Annotated in this window: 14 protein-coding genes and 1 tRNA gene; 7 read left to right on the forward strand and 8 right to left on the reverse strand. The window is 44.1% G+C overall.

Going from position 1 to position 15,829, the window contains the following annotated elements:
- Positions 1-43: 43 nt before the first annotated feature.
- A tRNA-Arg gene (locus V6259_RS14750) sits at positions 44-120 on the reverse strand.
- 277 nt (positions 121-397) lie between these two features.
- Here V6259_RS14750 and V6259_RS14755 point away from each other — a divergent pair.
- Positions 398-853: a c-type cytochrome gene (locus V6259_RS14755; protein WP_341585134.1), complete on the forward strand. Its 456-nt coding sequence runs from the start codon at positions 398-400 to the stop codon at positions 851-853.
- A 58-nt stretch (positions 854-911) separates the two neighbouring features.
- Here the strand turns inward: V6259_RS14755 and rep are convergent, their stop codons facing one another.
- The 3 genes from rep to V6259_RS14770 all read right to left on the reverse strand — a co-directional run bounded on the left by rep (position 912) and on the right by V6259_RS14770 (position 5,823).
- Positions 912-2,960, reverse strand: coding sequence for a DNA helicase Rep (gene rep, locus V6259_RS14760; RefSeq protein ID WP_341585136.1), 2,049 nt, complete (start codon positions 2,958-2,960; stop codon positions 912-914).
- Between the two features lie 168 nt (positions 2,961-3,128).
- Positions 3,129-4,055 carry a bile acid:sodium symporter family protein gene (locus V6259_RS14765; protein ID WP_133013267.1) on the reverse strand — a complete coding sequence of 309 codons (927 nt, stop codon included), beginning with the start codon at positions 4,053-4,055 and terminating at the stop codon, positions 3,129-3,131.
- A 256-nt stretch (positions 4,056-4,311) separates the two neighbouring features.
- On the reverse strand, positions 4,312-5,823 hold the full coding sequence (locus tag V6259_RS14770) for a YifB family Mg chelatase-like AAA ATPase (RefSeq protein ID WP_341585137.1): 1,512 nt from the start codon (positions 5,821-5,823) through the stop codon (positions 4,312-4,314).
- 113 nt (positions 5,824-5,936) lie between these two features.
- Between V6259_RS14770 and V6259_RS14775 the strand changes: the two genes are divergently transcribed.
- Positions 5,937-6,155: a TIGR02450 family Trp-rich protein gene (locus tag V6259_RS14775; protein WP_341585139.1), complete on the forward strand. Its 219-nt coding sequence runs from the start codon at positions 5,937-5,939 to the stop codon at positions 6,153-6,155.
- 28 nt (positions 6,156-6,183) lie between these two features.
- Here V6259_RS14775 and V6259_RS14780 read toward each other — a convergent pair whose 3' ends face one another.
- Positions 6,184-6,504 (reverse strand): accessory factor UbiK family protein, encoded by a 321-nt coding sequence (locus V6259_RS14780; RefSeq protein ID WP_341585140.1) that lies wholly within the window; start codon positions 6,502-6,504, stop codon positions 6,184-6,186.
- A 484-nt stretch (positions 6,505-6,988) separates the two neighbouring features.
- Here V6259_RS14780 and glnK point away from each other — a divergent pair, with 484 nt between their 5' ends.
- The 4 genes from glnK to radA all read left to right on the forward strand — a co-directional run bounded on the left by glnK (position 6,989) and on the right by radA (position 11,826).
- Positions 6,989-7,327, forward strand: a complete 339-nt coding sequence (gene glnK / locus V6259_RS14785; protein WP_133002648.1) for a P-II family nitrogen regulator — start codon at positions 6,989-6,991, stop codon at positions 7,325-7,327.
- A gap of 39 nt (positions 7,328-7,366) precedes the next feature.
- Positions 7,367-8,632 carry an ammonium transporter gene (locus tag V6259_RS14790; protein WP_341585142.1) on the forward strand — a complete coding sequence of 422 codons (1,266 nt, stop codon included), beginning with the start codon at positions 7,367-7,369 and terminating at the stop codon, positions 8,630-8,632.
- A 180-nt stretch (positions 8,633-8,812) separates the two neighbouring features.
- Entirely contained in the window at positions 8,813-10,351 is a 1,539-nt protein-coding gene (locus tag V6259_RS14795; protein WP_341585143.1) for a carbon-nitrogen hydrolase family protein, read from the forward strand.
- Between the two features lie 86 nt (positions 10,352-10,437).
- A complete protein-coding gene (gene radA, locus V6259_RS14800; protein WP_341585144.1) occupies positions 10,438-11,826 on the forward strand; it encodes a DNA repair protein RadA in 1,389 nt (462 codons plus the stop codon).
- A 64-nt stretch (positions 11,827-11,890) separates the two neighbouring features.
- On the opposite strand, the gene V6259_RS14805 is transcribed toward radA, so the two are convergent.
- Both V6259_RS14805 and V6259_RS14810 read right to left on the reverse strand, forming a co-directional pair.
- Positions 11,891-12,205 carry a DUF1289 domain-containing protein gene (locus tag V6259_RS14805; RefSeq protein WP_341585146.1) on the reverse strand — a complete coding sequence of 105 codons (315 nt, stop codon included), beginning with the start codon at positions 12,203-12,205 and terminating at the stop codon, positions 11,891-11,893.
- Positions 12,206-12,238: 33 nt separating this feature from the next.
- Entirely contained in the window at positions 12,239-12,859 is a 621-nt protein-coding gene (locus V6259_RS14810) for a COG3904 family protein (protein WP_341585147.1), read from the reverse strand.
- Between the two features lie 223 nt (positions 12,860-13,082).
- On the opposite strand from V6259_RS14810, the gene V6259_RS14815 reads away from it, so the two are divergent.
- Positions 13,083-14,162, forward strand: a complete 1,080-nt coding sequence (locus V6259_RS14815; protein WP_341585148.1) for a GGDEF domain-containing protein — start codon at positions 13,083-13,085, stop codon at positions 14,160-14,162.
- Between the two features lie 80 nt (positions 14,163-14,242).
- Here V6259_RS14815 and V6259_RS14820 read toward each other — a convergent pair whose 3' ends face one another.
- Positions 14,243-15,733: a CoA-acylating methylmalonate-semialdehyde dehydrogenase gene (locus tag V6259_RS14820; RefSeq protein ID WP_341585149.1), complete on the reverse strand. Its 1,491-nt coding sequence runs from the start codon at positions 15,731-15,733 to the stop codon at positions 14,243-14,245.
- Positions 15,734-15,829: the final 96 nt, after the last annotated feature.

Genomic DNA, 15,829 nt, shown 5'->3' on the forward strand with positions numbered 1-15,829 from the left:
CAGTAAATACAGGGGGTATATCGATGGTAAACATTATAATAAATGGTACACCCGAGAGGGTTCGAACCTCCGGCCTTCGCCTCCGGAGGGCGACGCTCTATCCAGCTGAGCTACGGATGCATTACATTTAATCAATCCACGGTGAGTGGATTTAATAGGCGTATTCTAAAGGAAAACACTGAGGATTCTAGTGTTAAACGCCAGAAAGCTGGAATATTCTCCATTTATTTTTTAAGTCTTCGTTTTGTGCCTGCCTGTGCTTCGATGAACCGTTTCTAATTTAATCAATCTAGTGGTCAGATGCGGGTCAAACTAGCGTAATTTTTTTACGGTCTGCTGGCGCTTTAACGGTATACTTAGCGTTATATTTCGACTTTTTATGACATAAGGATTTCTTGTGACGCTATTTCCTTCACTATCTCTTCATCGTCTGCTGTTGATTGGCAGCGCACTGTTCTTGGCCAATATGGCTCACGCCAATGAGCAAAGCACCAACGCCATTGAAGCTCGCATCGCGCCAGTCGGAAAAGTCTGTATTAAAAGGCAATCGTGCCAACAAGATGCCGTAGCAACGCCAGTCGCTAACGTGGCACCTGCGAAGGAGTACACAGGCCGAGCCGGCGAGAAAATCTACAACACGTATTGCATCGCTTGTCACTCTACTGGCGCAGCAGGCGCACCTCGTGTCGGCAATATTAAAGAATGGCAGCCTCATATCGCTAAAGGCATGGACACTCTACTGAAGGACGCCATTAAAGGTGTTGGCGCTATGCCACCAAGAGGTATTTGTTCAAACTGTACCGATGAAGAGCTAAAACACACGATTCAATACATGATAGATAAAAGCCAGTAGGCGATTTCTGTAGGTTAGTAAATAAGAGACTTTTAGGTCTCTTTTTTACTATTTTCTATTAAGAATTCAACATGGCTTTAAGAGCAGATAGCGAGGCTTGACCGCGCTCTTTTTTAACGCTTTCAGACTCATCGCTACGCCCTTCCCAGACAAGATCCTCTTCTGGCAATTCATCTAGGAAACGGCTGGGTAAACAATCAATTTCTTCGCCATACTGTCGACGTTTTGCGGCAAGCGTAATACATAAAGTTCGTTTTGCTCGTGTAATGCCCACATACGCCAGACGACGCTCTTCTTCAATGTCATCATTTTCGATGCTATTGCGATGTGGTAGCAATTCTTCTTCACAACCAATCAAGAATACATGCGGATACTCTAAGCCTTTAGATGCGTGTAACGTCAGAAGCTGAACTTTATCTTCGTCTTCTTCCTCTTCTTGGCGCTCTAGCATATCAATCAACAATAGCTTACTAATGGCTTGATCTAAGCCTGCGCTTTCATCTTCTTCCCACGCGGTTTCCATCATGCGTTGAATCGATTCAAGTAAGAATCGCACGTTTTCGATGCGACGCTCTGCCATTTTAGGCGAACTAGACTGCTCTTGAATCCAACTATAATAATCCATGTCAAAAATCATTTGTTCGATAATTGGCACAGGAGAAGCCCCTTCCAGACGCTTGCGTAAAGTTGACATCCAATGCTCAAACTCATGCAAACTCTTCAACGGTCGACCCGATACCGACTCTTCGAGCTCTTTATAACCCGATGCTTCAAATAGGCTCACGTTTCGTTGAGTCGCCAAATTACCCACTTTTTCCAATGTAGCAGGACCAATTTCGCGGCGAGGTAAATTAACAATACGCAAAAAGGCATTATCGTCAGCAGGGTTTACCAGCAAACGTAAATACCCCATTAAATCTTTGATTTCAGCTCGCGAGAAGAACGAAGTACCACCGTTCATTTTATAAGGAATACGGTAAGCTTGGAGCTTAATTTCCAGTAGCCGTGCTTGGTGATTACCACGATACAAGATCGCAAAATCCCGATAAGGAATGTCATGACGTAAATGGCGAGATTGTATCTCCGCGGCTACTCGCTCTGCTTCGGCGTCTTCGTTGCGCGTTACCATTACTCGAATTGGATCGCCCTCGCCCAAGTCACTCCACAACGCTTTATCGTAAACGTGGGGATTATTGGCAATTAAGGTATTGGCCGCTTTAAGAATGGTCTTAGTAGAACGGTAATTTTGCTCCAACTTCACCAATTTTAAATTAGGGTAATCAACCGATAAGCGTTCAAGATTTTCCGGACGAGCGCCACGCCAAGCATAAATAGATTGGTCGTCGTCTCCTACTAAGGTGAAACAACGACGGTAACCTGCCAGCAAGCGAATCAGCTCATATTGACTGGCATTCGTATCCTGACACTCATCCACCAGCAAATATCGCACTTTTTTCTGCCATTTATCACGCAATGGCTCGTCGGCCATCAAGAGGCTCACTGGCAATAATATCAAGTCATCAAAATCCACCGCATTGTAAGCGCGTAAATAACGCTGATATTGCACATACACTTGCGACGCCAACAGAAACTCTTCCGTATCGGCGTTCATAGTGGCTTCTTGTGGCGTGGTTAAATCGTTTTTCCAATTAGAGATAGTGGTCTGGCAAAAAGCCGCGGCGTCGGTTTGCTCGTTAAATTCTTTGTTTAGAATTTCTTTAATCAGCGACAGGGAATCTTGTGAATCAAATAAAGTAAAACCCTCTTTAAGGCCCGCTTTACGAAACTCTTTTCTTAAGATGTTTAAGCCTAGGCGGTGAAACGTCGAAATACTAAGGCCACGACTTTCTTGCTTGGAGAGCATACTAACAACCCGCTCTTTCATTTCGCGAGCTGCTTTGTTCGTAAAGGTTACCGCAATAATACTATTGGCTTTAAAGCCGCAAGTTTGTATTAAATAGGCGATTTTAGTGGTGATTACACTGGTTTTACCCGACCCAGCCCCAGCGAGCACCAATAATGGTCCATCAATTTTTTTCACCGCATCAAGTTGTCGCTCATTGAGATTTCGTAAACGCTGGGATATGGAAGGTAAGGATTCACTCATGACACACTCTGGTTTTACCACTATAAAAATCAGCACCTAGTGTACCTGACTCTGTCTTTCCTCGCACAAGCTTAGTGCTTTCTTGAGACAAATAAACGCCTACAAAAAAGGGAGCGATTTTCATCACTCCCTTTTTATTATGCTAAGTTATTACCGTAGAAATCGATATTAATCGTTCGTCTCTGACTTAGTTTCTTCAACAGGACGTCGGCTCCAGTAACTTGCCAACAAAGAACCTGAAATATTGTGCCAAACACTGAACAAAGTACCTGGTAATGCAGCAACAGGGCTAAAGAACTTAATCGCTAATGCAGCCGCTAACCCTGAATTTTGTAGGCCAACTTCAAAAGCAATCGTTCGACAAACACGTTTGTCGAAGCCCAATAAGTACGTCACCCAATAACCCAACGTTAAACCAATTGCGTTATGAATAATAACCGCCGCCGCAACAATCAGGCCGACTTCTGCTAGGCGCGAAGAGCTTAAAGCCACCACAATGGCAATAATCAATACAATGGCAAACATCGAAATATAAGGTAAAACCACTTCTGCTTTGCGGACAAAGTCAGAAAAGAAAACATTGATCAATACACCTGCTGCCACCGGCACCAAGACTATTTTAACCAGGCTTAACAACATCGACATAGCGGGTACATCGACACTCGTTCCAATCATCAAAGACACAAGGAAAGGTGTTAATACCACGCCAAGTAAAGTTGAAATGGCCGTCATGGAAATTGACAAGGCGGTGTCACCTTTTGCCAAATAACACATGACGTTAGAAGACGTTCCGCCAGCTACGCTGCCCACAAGCAACATACCTACCGTTAATTGAGTATTAAACCCAAAGCAGAAAGCCACACCAAAAGCCGCAATAGGCATAATTAGGAATTGTAATAAAACCCCCACCATGACTGCTTTGCGATTTTTAAGCACTTCTTTGAAGTCCTTAGGACTAAGTGTTAATCCCATGGCCAACATAATAATCATTAATAAAGGGATAATTTGCGACTTAAGATCAACAAATAAAGAAGGCTGAAAATACGCCAACGCGGATAACAATACCGCCCACAAAGGAAACAACTGGATAACCATAACCCACTACTCCGATAGATGTATTACTGGTATCACACATTAAAAACATGCAATGCCAATAGCACCATATATGTCATTATTATAAGAAACCGAATAGAAAATGCCCGAAAATAGGCCTATCTCCCTCCAGTGAGAAGGGATTGTACCGGATAGGTAAATGGTATCAATATGTAAACAAAAAGATCACGACTGAAAAAAGCAATTAATCCTGCTTATAGTAGTCCTCGATGATTTAATACAGGTTTTAATGCTAACTCTAGTTTGTCACAGCACCTACTAAGGTTTTTTCCATCTTTCGATAGCTTAGCGATTCCATTAAATGCGCCCTCATTACTTCTGTGCCATTTAGATCTGCCAAGGTTAACGCCACTTTTAATACACGATGGTAGGCACGGGCAGATAACTTTAAGGTTTCCAACGCCTGTTGCATAAACGCTTTATCTTCTTCATTAAGCGCACAAATCGACTCCAGTTGACGACCTGACAATTGCGCATTCTGAACACCTTGGCGGGCCCGCTGACGCGCCACGGCCTGCTCAACCCTTTGTCGAATCGCAACACTACTTTCACCTTCTTCTTGAGCATTAACCAACACACTCGAAGGCAAAGGAGGGACTTCCACATGTAAATCAATTCGATCTAAGAAAGGCGCTGAAAGCTTTTTAAGGTATTTCTGACTCGCACTAGATTGGTAATAATCTTGCCCACCGGTATAAGCTTCATTACTGGCGTTCATCGCGGCCACCAGCTGAAAACGCGCTGGAAACGTCACTTGCCCACGCGCTCTGGAAATATGCACTTCTCCACTTTCTAATGGTTCGCGCAGTACTTCTAATACCTTGCGATCAAATTCTGGCAGCTCATCCAAAAACAAAACACCGCAATGGGCTAACGAGGCTTCCCCCGGTTTAGGTATGGAACCGCCTCCTACCAATGCTGCGGCCGAGCTAGAATGATGAGGCGAACGAAATGGGCGCTCTGACCAGTGCCAATCCACTCCCATTTTACGTCCTGCAACAGATTGCACAGAGGCGACTTCCAAGGCTTCGCTCTCGGTCATCGCTGGCATAATGCTAGGCAAACGCGATGCCAGCATGGTTTTCCCTGTTCCTGCAGGGCCAATAAATAAGAGGTTATGACCTCCAGCCGCCGCAACCTCTAACGCTCTTCTGGCTTGATACTGGCCTTTTACATCCTTCATATCTTTATGATTAACGATTGTTTTCTTTATGGGGTCATTAACACAAGTGGGTAATTGGGATAACTTTAGTAAGTGCGCAGTAACTTGCGTTAATTGGGATGCAAACACAGAATCCCCTTCAACTAACGCCGCTTCATACTGATTGTCCGCGGGTAAAATAAGCTGCCGACCAGATTCATGACACGCAATCGCCGACGGCAACAGACCAGGCACGCCACGTATTTCACCAGACAAGGCAAGCTCGCCAATAAATTCAAAAACACGTAGATTCACGTCGCCCAATTGACCAGAGGCTGCAAGCACACTAATAGCAATGGCTAAATCATATCGACCGCCCTCTTTGGGCAAATCTGCGGGTGCTAAATTGATGGTGACGCGGCGGGTTGGGAACTCAAAACAACTGTTAATGATTGCACTGCGTACGCGGTCTTTCGACTCTCGAACCGCCGCTTCCGGCAAGCCAACAATATTTAGCGAAGGTAGGCCATTGGATATATGAGTTTCTACCGTAACCAGTGGGGACGCCACGCCAACTCGGGCACGGCCATAGATAGTTGCTAAGCTCACGATCACTCCTTGATCTTTTATTAAATCGAGCCATCCAGCTCGAAGATTTACACGTATAACCCATTAACCAACGTTTGTTTTTACACAAACCTATTCTATTGCTGGAGCACACGATGAACCAAATTAATCCAAACAAATTACCGCTGTCGAAATGGACATCGACGTCACCCGAACAAAAAGAGAAGCATTTCATTGTCACCAAGCTCATCAAAGATGAACAAGAAAACGTGATTGAGTGCATTCTCGAAGCCGTACTAACACGAAAACAATACACCCTTCCTTGGCATGACCTGAAATCTTCTGAGCATTGGTTACAAGGCTGGCAGTCATAACAACAAGGCTAGCCAGCCTATAAAAATACTATTTTTCGTCAGTATCTGCTTTCGCCACGGTTTGTTTAGCAGATGCTCTTTTCGCTGGGGCTTTTTTAGGTTCTGAGGCGTCTGCCGTTTTTTCTAATTCTGCGATCCTCGCTTCCAACATAACCAAACGTTCACGATATTTACCCAGCATAGCCGCTTGCAATTCAAACTCTTCACGAGTCACCAAATCCATCTTAGTCAGCGTGTTTTTTGCGACCTGATGTAATTGTGTCTGAATTTCTTCCTTTGGTAACTTTCCCAAAATGTCGACTGTGTGCTCTAGTCCTGAACCTAATTGCTTAATAAACTGATCGATCATATGCCCCTCTTACTTCATGCTATTTACCTCATAGTATAGAAGCCCACACTATCTCTGTCTTGGATAATTAGTTAAATAACGCTATTAAATCGCGGAATGACTCTTCGTAATAACGTCTATACGCGTGATTTTTGTGCAGTAAAATAAAACAGACACACTTTACCCGCATGTATGTAGAGATAAAAAGCACCGCCATTAATGAATGCACACAGACATTTCGGTTTAAGAGCAAATAGATAACAAAAATGCTTAATAGATCAGTAAACAAGAAAACACGCACCACATAGATGCAAAACCACCTAAAAGCAGCCCTACCACTCGCACCAAAAAAGACCGCGACACGACCTTTTTGCTTCCTCATTTACAACGACTTAACAGCACAGCCCTTTTGCCATAAGGGTTTTGGTAATGTGGCACGCATATTGAATAAAGACTATTACCTGCGATACGACAACAAAACAGACTTTTAAAGGAGACTGTGGGTATGAAGCTTATAACTGCCATCATCAAACCATTTAAACTCGATGATGTTCGAGAAGCACTTTCTGAAATCGGTGTACAAGGTATTACCGTGACAGAAGTGAAAGGATTCGGACGTCAGAAAGGTCATACAGAACTATACCGCGGTGCGGAATACGTTGTGGATTTTCTACCAAAAGTAAAAATCGAACTTGCGATTGCTGACGACATGACTGACCAAGTGGTAGAAGCCATTTCTGGTGCAGCTAATACTGGAAAAATCGGCGACGGTAAAATCTTTATCGTTAACCTTGAACAAGCGGTTCGTATTCGTACCGGCGAAACTGGCGAAGACGCAGTTTAACGCTCGCTCGTATCTAATTAGCCTTTAGGGGGGCGAAACATGCAAGATCAAATTTTTCAATTACAATACGCGATGGATACCTTTTACTTCCTAGTAATGGGTGCCTTAGTAATGTGGATGGCAGCTGGGTTTGCCATGTTAGAAGCGGGCCTTGTGCGCTCTAAAAACACCACAGAAATTCTTACCAAAAACGTGGCACTGTATGCAATCGCTTGCATCATGTACTTTATTTGCGGCTACGCAGTAATGTACGGCGGCACTTGGTTCCTAACGGGCATCCAAGATGTAGACGTTAATAAAACACTGGCTGATTTTGCCGGTCGTGAAGGCGGTTTCGAAGGCGGATCTATTTACGCTACGGCTTCTGACTTCTTCTTCCAAGTAGTATTCGTTGCGACGGCTATGTCGATCGTCTCTGGTGCTGTAGCGGAACGTATGAAGCTTTGGTCATTCCTAGTGTTTGCGGTTGTTATGACAGGCTTTATTTACCCAATGGAAGGATCTTGGACATGGGGTGGTAAATCTGTATTCGGTATGTTCAGCCTTGGCGACATTGGTTTCTCTGATTTCGCAGGTTCCGGTATTGTTCATTTAGCAGGCGCTTCTGCAGCACTTGCTGGTGTATTGGTACTGGGTGCTCGTAAAGGAAAATATGGCCCTAACGGCGAAGTCCGCGCTATCCCTGGTGCTAACCTACCATTAGCGACACTGGGTACTTTCATCCTTTGGATGGGTTGGTTCGGTTTCAACGGTGGTTCTGTTCTTAAGCTTGGCGATATTGCCAGTGCAAACTCAGTTGCTATGGTGTTCTTGAACACTAACGCTGCGGCTGCTGGTGGCGCTGTTGCCGCCCTTCTACTAGGCCGTATCTTGTTCGGTAAAGCCGATCTGACTATGCTATTAAACGGTGCATTGGCTGGCCTTGTGGCTATCACTGCAGAACCTTCTACACCATCTGCATTAAGCGCCACTTTAATTGGTGTTGTCGGTGGACTGATTGTTGTTATTGCGATCCTTACTCTAGATAAACTAAAAATTGATGATCCAGTGGGGGCTATCTCTGTTCATGGTGTGGTTGGTCTTTGGGGTCTATTAGCGGTTCCTCTAACTAACAGCGGTACGACTTTCTTTGGTCAAATCGCCGGCGCATTAACTATCTTTGTTTGGGTATTCGTAACAAGCTTGATCGTTTGGTTAATCATCAAAGCGGTAATGGGCATACGAGTTACTGAAGAAGAAGAATACGAAGGTGTTGACCTTTCTGAATGCGGTATGGAAGCGTACCCTGAATTCAATAAAAGTTAAGTAACCTTGCTCTTCTAGAATCACGCTAGAAAATAGTTTAAATAAAAAACCTCGCTTCGGCGGGGTTTTCTTTTTTTCTGGTAAGCTACTTTATATACAGTCAATCGCCCGCATTAACTATGAAACCCAACCGACGCAACTCAATACGCTATGCTGCGGCACACAAGATAAGAGGTCACCATGTCTGAAGATATGCATTTAAAGATTCGTAATCTGACTAACGACGATTATGATCAAGTCAAAGTACTCATGGACGGAATTTACGACGACATCGGTGGCGCTTGGCCAGAGCACACTATAAACAAGCTCATTGGCGACTTCCCAGAAGGACAAATTTGTCTTGAAGATCACGAAAAAATTGTCGGTATTGCGCTGTCTGTGCAAGTGAGTTATCAACGTTTCAGCAACCCGCACACGTATGACGATTTAATTGGTCGCAAAGAAACCATTTTGAATGACCGTGCGGGCGATGCAATGTACGGCTTAGATGTGTTAATTCATCCAGAATATCGCGGATTTCGTCTTGGTCGACGCTTATATGAGGCTCGCAAAGAGCTTTGTCGTCAACATAACCTACGCGCTATTTTAGCCGGCGGCCGCATACCTAGTTACCACAAACATTCAGACGAAATGTCGCCAGCGCTCTACTTAGAAGCGGTTCGTGAACGTAAAATTTATGACCCTATTTTGTCCTTCCAGCTGTCCAATGACTTCCAAGTGACGCGACTCTTAAAAAGCTACCTGCCTGAAGACGAAAAATCTGAAGGCTATGCCACGCTACTTGAATGGAAGAACATTTTTTACGAACCGGAAACAACAGTCATTGAATCCCGTAAGACACAAGTTCGTATCGGCGCAATACAGTGGCAAATGCGGGAAGTAGAAAGTGTCGATGAGATGTTAAAACAAGTCGAATACTTTGTGGATGCCGTCTCTGATTATAAGAGTGACTTTGCGGTTTTTCCTGAGTTTTTCAACGCGCCATTAATTGGCTTAAGCCCAGATCAAAGAAACCAAACGGAAGCGATTCGCTTTCTTGCTAGTTTCACAGAACGCTTTAAGACAGAAATGTCACAAATGGCCGTCAGCTACAACATCAACATTATTACCGGATCCATGCCATTAATGGAAGATGGAACCACTTACAACATAAGTTATTTATGTCGTCGTGATGGCACCGTTGAAGAACAGAAAAAAATCCATATCACACCGCACGAACGCCGTGACTGGGTTATTCAAGGTGGTAATGATCTGCGAGTCTTTGATACTGATGCTGGTCGCGTTGGTATTTTGATTTGTTACGATGTGGAATTTCCAGAATTGGGGCGCCTGTTGGCAACGCAAGACATGGACATTTTGTTTGTGCCATTCTGGACAGACACCAAAAACGGCTATCTACGTGTGCGTAATTGCGCCCAAGCGCGTGCCATCGAAAATGAATGCTACTCCGTTATTTGTGGCAGCTGTGGCAACTTACCTCAGGTAGAAAACCTAGATATTCAATACTCACAAAGCGCGGTATTTTCACCTTCGGATTTCTCTTATCCGCACGATGCAATCATGGCCGAAACCACACCAAACACAGAGATGATCATGTTTTCTGATTTGGATTTGGACAAATTAAAACGCACACGCAGTGAAGGCTCAGTAAATAACTTAAAAGATCGCCGCACCGATCTATACTCTATCAATTGGACGAGTGACATCATCACTAAATAATTTTTATGATATTTAGTGCCATCACTTAAACGACTAAAAAAAGCCCGCGAAACTATGCGGGCTTTGACAATGAATAAGACTCTCCTATGGCTAAAGCAAAAACAGCGTTTGTATGCAATGAATGTGGTGCCGATTACGCCAAATGGCAAGGCCAATGCCAAGCCTGTAGCGCTTGGAACTCACTGTCAGAAATCCGTTTAACCTCAAGCAAGACTTCGGCGCGCGTATCAGCTAATCAAGACCCTCGTTATCAAGGGTATGCAGGCGCTATTACGGGAGTTCAGGATTTATCAGAGGTCGATCTTGGCGATGTTCCACGCTTTAGTTCAGGAGCCAGCGAGTTTGACCGTGTGTTAGGCGGCGGGTTAGTACCTGGCGGTGTGGTATTAATTGGCGGCCACCCAGGGGCTGGTAAAAGTACCTTGTTGCTGCAAACCATGTGCTGGCTTGCTCAACAGCAAGACGCACTCTATGTCACGGGGGAAGAGTCTTTACAGCAAGTCGCGATGCGTGCGCAACGTCTTGGCTTGCCGACGAAGAACTTGAAAATGCTTAGTGAAACCAATGTAGAAAGCATTTTAACCATTGCTCAACAAGTAAAGCCTCGCGTCATGGTGATTGACTCCATTCAAGTGATGCACTTAGATGGCGTCGAATCTGCGCCCGGCAGTGTTTCACAAGTGAGAGAAAGCGCTGCCGTGCTCACGCGTTTTGCTAAACAGACGCAAACGGCCGTACTGCTTGTTGGCCACGTCACCAAAGATGGATCGCTTGCTGGACCAAAAGTCCTCGAACACATGGTGGATTGCTCCGTCTTACTCGAAGGCTCAGAAGACTCTCGTTTTCGTACGCTACGAGGCATGAAAAACCGCTTCGGGGCAATTAATGAGCTCGGCGTTTTTGCCATGTTAGAAAATGGTTTAAAAGAAGTTAAAAATCCTAGCTCTATTTTCTTAAATCGCAGCAGTCATCCGGCGGCAGGCAGTTTGGTTGTGGTTGTCTGGGAAGGAACTCGGCCATTATTAGTGGAATTACAGGCCCTTGTTGATGATTCTGCCCTTGGCAACCCTAGGCGCGTCACCGTTGGTTTTGACCACAATCGTCTGGCCATGTTACTCGCAGTATTACACAAGCATGGCGGCTTATTAACCTCTGACCAAGATGTGTATTTGAACGTCGTTGGTGGCGTAAAAGTACTGGAAACCAGCGCTGATTTAGCCGCTATTGCAGCGGTTGTTTCAAGTTTTCGAGATCAAGCATTGCCTCACGATTTGGTGGTCATGGGCGAAGTAGGGTTATCCGGAGAAATTCGTCCTGTTCCTTCTGGGCAAGACCGTATCAGTGAAGCGGCTAAACACGGCTTTACTAAAGCCGTGGTGCCCAAAGCCAATTGTCCGAAAAAGCCGATACCAGACATGCAAGTGATTGGTGTGGAGCGTCTGTCTGAAGCATTAGACGCTATCTTTGATCGTTAGCACGGCATTTGCCCTTATCTTATGTAAGCAAGTGCGCCCTTGTCGCAAGTAAGAAGGAGAGCCCTTAATAAAAGGGCTCTCTTGTTAACACAAATACGTCTTGTGCTGCCTCTTGCTCAGATTCAACACCCTCTTCTTCCATGCCATAAGGCAAGGATTTAGAAGACGCTAATTCAAGGCGTTTTTGCCGGGCTTTTAATAAGCGTTGTCGACGTTGCCTACACAAATCCAACACCTGATGGCGATCTTCATTAGACAAAGAAAACCACTTAAATCGCTCATCACGGCTGCGTAAACACCCTTTGCAAAAACCTTTGGCCGTACTTTCACAAACGCCACGACAGGGACTTTCAATGGCAAATAACTCTATTTGTTCCATAGTGCCTCCTCGTCCGGTTTCGTTAAATAAAGCCTATTCGGTCACTAATCTATAATCGTACATTTCTTCTGGTGATAAAAAATACACGCGATTGGCTGGCGCGGCCTGAATAGAAAACCAATAAAAACGTTCAGGAATGCCCATTTCAAGATAAAAATTAACATAAGCAGCGTGAATCGGATTCGATCTATTCAGCTTACTTGCGACTGTACCAATCGCATTTGACCAAGCATGCACGCCAACCCCAGCTCCCGCTCCTATGGTTCTTTTCACCCCTCCTAAGAATAGATCAACACCACCAGAAAGTACGTAACCAGTCGCAGCAATGTGGGTGTTTAAGCCAAAGCGCCGAATCAGCCTAGCGCCTTCCATCGTTGCTTGTTGATCATCGGTTCCTGGTACATCCACTAGTATAATATCCGTGACATTTGGGTGCTGACGAATCATGTCTTTTAACTTATCGGGTAAATCCGGCTCTAACACGCCAGACAAATAAGCCTTGTTATTTTCTACATAAATACTCAGACGATGATCACTATTAACTGGAACGGTTGTTGGCTTTATAGCCTGCCCTGAACAAGCGACTAAAGAAAACGAAAACAAAATAGATAACACTTTTAAAAGCCATACAACACTGTCTTTATTGTGATTCATAAAGCGTCCAAAATATGCGAAGGAACAAACCCAATGATACTTAGTACCAAATAGTAAGAGGAAAATATGTTTATTTTAGGCCTCTGTCTCCTAAATGGTTTACTAAATAAACTATGTTAGTGACAGCCCACCGTATTTTAGTCGTACTGTTTATTAGGCATTTTGCACAAAGCTAACGTAAACTTAGCAGTTGATATTATGAATAATAAAACAAGGTAAAATCGTGGTCAAAAATGATGAGATGGAATTTATTTCCATCGCACAAAGCGCTTTCAATTATAAAAAACAAAATTTGCGTATTTTCAATACCATCTCAATAATTGGTGCGTTTACCCATTTTGCTTTTATCTTCTTATTTCTCCACTTAGAACAACCCACTTTAGCTTGGTTTAATGTCTTCAGTGTGGCCACATGGATTATTACGCTTTGGTTCAACAAACACTCACGCTATAACGCCTCTTCAGTAATAATATTTATTGCAATTCTCACTCATACCATTTTAGCCACCACAACCTTAAGTGCCGCTTCCGGCTTCCAGTATTATCTTTGGCCTATGACCTTGTTAGTGGTCGCTGTGCCAACCCTACCCATCACACTATCTGCTACCATTGCCTCAATCAATATTATTGTATTTGGCTGGCTCTCTATATGCTTTGAAGCAAAGCTGCCGCAATTAGAGTCTCACTATCTTTTTCTTTATATCACCAATTTAGCAATGGCCAGCATTCCTTTTATTAGCGTGGCCGTCGTGTCACGCTATATGTATGAAAATCAATATTTAAAAATGGCAAAGCTCGCAGAAAGAGATGACCTCACCCAGTTATTTAATCGTCGTTTTGGCCTACGCATGCTGCAATATTATTTTAATCGACTAGCCAATCACGATAAGACATTTTGTATCGCCCTGGTCGACGTGGATAATTTTAAACAAATAAACGACACACTAGGCCACAGTGTGGGTGACGAAGTCTTAATTAAAATATCTAACTACCTATCAAGCACCTTACGAGATACCGATATTTGCAGTCGCTGGGGGGGAGAAGAGTTCCTTTTTATTATGCCAAATGTAGACATTGAGATGATAGAAAAACGTCTTGAGACAATGTGTGCGGAAATGCCTAAACAAATACACATTCCTAACTGGAAGCTTCCTATCAGTTGCAGCTTTGGTCTTATTCAGGCTAAACGCGAAGAAGCACTCGAAGACGCCTTTAAGAGAGCAGATCGCCTGCTTTACCAAGCTAAAAATAATGGCCGCTACCAAGTGGTAAGCGACCATTCAAAAAATGTTTCTAGCGATTAAAAAAAGCAGGGGCTGGGACTTATTACTTAAATCCAAGAACCTAAATTCAAGAGTGAATAATTCAATCCTAATTGGTTAACTTACGAAGGAAAAGCAAAGCTCTTACCTTCACGTACACCCGCTGACGGCCAACGCTGAGTGATGGTTTTACGTTTCGTGTAAAAACGTACCGCATCAGGGCCATAAGCATGTAGATCGCCAAACAATGAGCGTTTCCAACCTCCAAAACTGTGATAAGCAACGGGAACTGGCAGCGGCACATTAATACCCACCATACCGACTTCAATTTTGTCTGAAAAATAACGCGCCGCTTCACCATCACGAGTAAAGATACAGGTACCATTTCCGTACTCATGATCATTGATCAACTGCATCGCTTCTTCCATGCTATCAACTCGTACCACTTGCAGCACAGGTCCAAAAATTTCTTGTTGGTAAGAGTCCATTTCTTTGCTCACATTGTCGATTAAGGTAGCGCCAACAAAGAAACCGTTTTCATAGCCTTTAATAACAGGATTGCGACCATCGACTACCACTGTGGCGCCTTGAACTTCAGCACTGTCAATAAAACCAACCACCTTTTCTTTATGCTCTTTGGTAATCACCGGGCCAAAATCATTGCTCTTATCGGAACATTCGCCCACTTTAAGTGACACCATGGCTTCTTTCATCTTGGCAATAAGCGTATCGCCTGCATCTTGTCCCACTGCAACCGCAACAGAAAGCGCCATACAACGTTCGCCAGAAGAACCAAAAGCGGCGCCTAACAATTGATTAACCGTATTATCCATATCAGCATCAGGCATCACTATGGCGTGATTTTTTGCCCCACCTAATGCCTGACAACGCTTGCCATTCGCGCTGGCTGTCGCATAAATATATTCTGCAATTGGAGTGGAGCCAACAAAGCTAACAGCTTTAACGTCTTTGGACGCTAGCAATGTATCAACCGCCACTTTGTCGCCATTAACAACGTTCATGACACCAGTAGGAAGGCCCGCTTCTTCCAATAATTCAGCCAGATAAAGAGCCGTACTTGGATCACGCTCTGATGGTTTAAGAACGAAGGTATTACCACAGACAATCGCCATTGGGAACATCCACAAAGGTACCATGGCTGGAAAGTTAAACGGCGTAATGCCCGCTACCACACCTAATGGCTGAAATTCACTCCATGAATCAATATTCGGGCCTGCATTCTTTGAAAACTCACCTTTTAACAATTCTGGTGCGCCACAAGCGTATTCCACATTTTCGATACCACGCTGCAACTCACCAGCGGCATCATGGCAGATCTTGCCATGCTCATCACCGATCATAGCGGCAATTTTATCCGCATTTTTTTCTAATAATTCTTTGTACTTAAACATAACCCGCGCGCGTTTCAATGGCGGAGTATCACGCCACACTGGATACGCAGCTTGTGCTGCAGCAATTGCTTCTTCAACCGTAGACTTAGACGCAATAGCCACTTTTTTTGAGACCTCGCCTGTCGCAGGGTTAAATACGTCTTGAGTACGTGACGCTTCGATAGATGACTGACCACCAATTAAATGTCCGATCGTTTTCATATGCGCTCCATGAAATTAATTTAAAGTCGTATTTAAGTGCCTCTACTCTCTTTGCGACACACTTGATTGACATCACTATGCCAAGGAGAATAGATT

The sequence above is a fragment of the Marinomonas sp. TI.3.20 genome (assembly GCF_038155025.1).
Lineage (GTDB): Bacteria > Pseudomonadota > Gammaproteobacteria > Pseudomonadales > Marinomonadaceae > Marinomonas > Marinomonas flavescens.

Bases quoted from the DNA above. Each gene is read 5' to 3' on its own strand.
- V6259_RS14820 (WP_341585149.1), bottom strand. From the start codon at position 15,733: ATGAAAACGATCGGACATTTAATTGGTGGTCAGTCATCTATCGAAGCG.
- V6259_RS14765 (WP_133013267.1), bottom strand. From the start codon at position 4,055: ATGGTTATCCAGTTGTTTCCTTTGTGGGCGGTATTGTTATCCGCGTTG.
- glnK (WP_133002648.1), top strand. From the start codon at position 6,989: ATGAAGCTTATAACTGCCATCATCAAACCATTTAAACTCGATGATGTT.
- V6259_RS14810 (WP_341585147.1), bottom strand. From the start codon at position 12,859: ATGAATCACAATAAAGACAGTGTTGTATGGCTTTTAAAAGTGTTATCT.
- rep (WP_341585136.1), bottom strand. From the start codon at position 2,960: ATGAGTGAATCCTTACCTTCCATATCCCAGCGTTTACGAAATCTCAAT.
- V6259_RS14790 (WP_341585142.1), top strand. From the start codon at position 7,367: ATGCAAGATCAAATTTTTCAATTACAATACGCGATGGATACCTTTTAC.
- V6259_RS14805 (WP_341585146.1), bottom strand. From the start codon at position 12,205: ATGGAACAAATAGAGTTATTTGCCATTGAAAGTCCCTGTCGTGGCGTT.
- V6259_RS14780 (WP_341585140.1), bottom strand. From the start codon at position 6,504: ATGATCGATCAGTTTATTAAGCAATTAGGTTCAGGACTAGAGCACACA.
- V6259_RS14795 (WP_341585143.1), top strand. From the start codon at position 8,813: ATGTCTGAAGATATGCATTTAAAGATTCGTAATCTGACTAACGACGAT.
- radA (WP_341585144.1), top strand. From the start codon at position 10,438: ATGGCTAAAGCAAAAACAGCGTTTGTATGCAATGAATGTGGTGCCGAT.
- V6259_RS14775 (WP_341585139.1), top strand. From the start codon at position 5,937: ATGAACCAAATTAATCCAAACAAATTACCGCTGTCGAAATGGACATCG.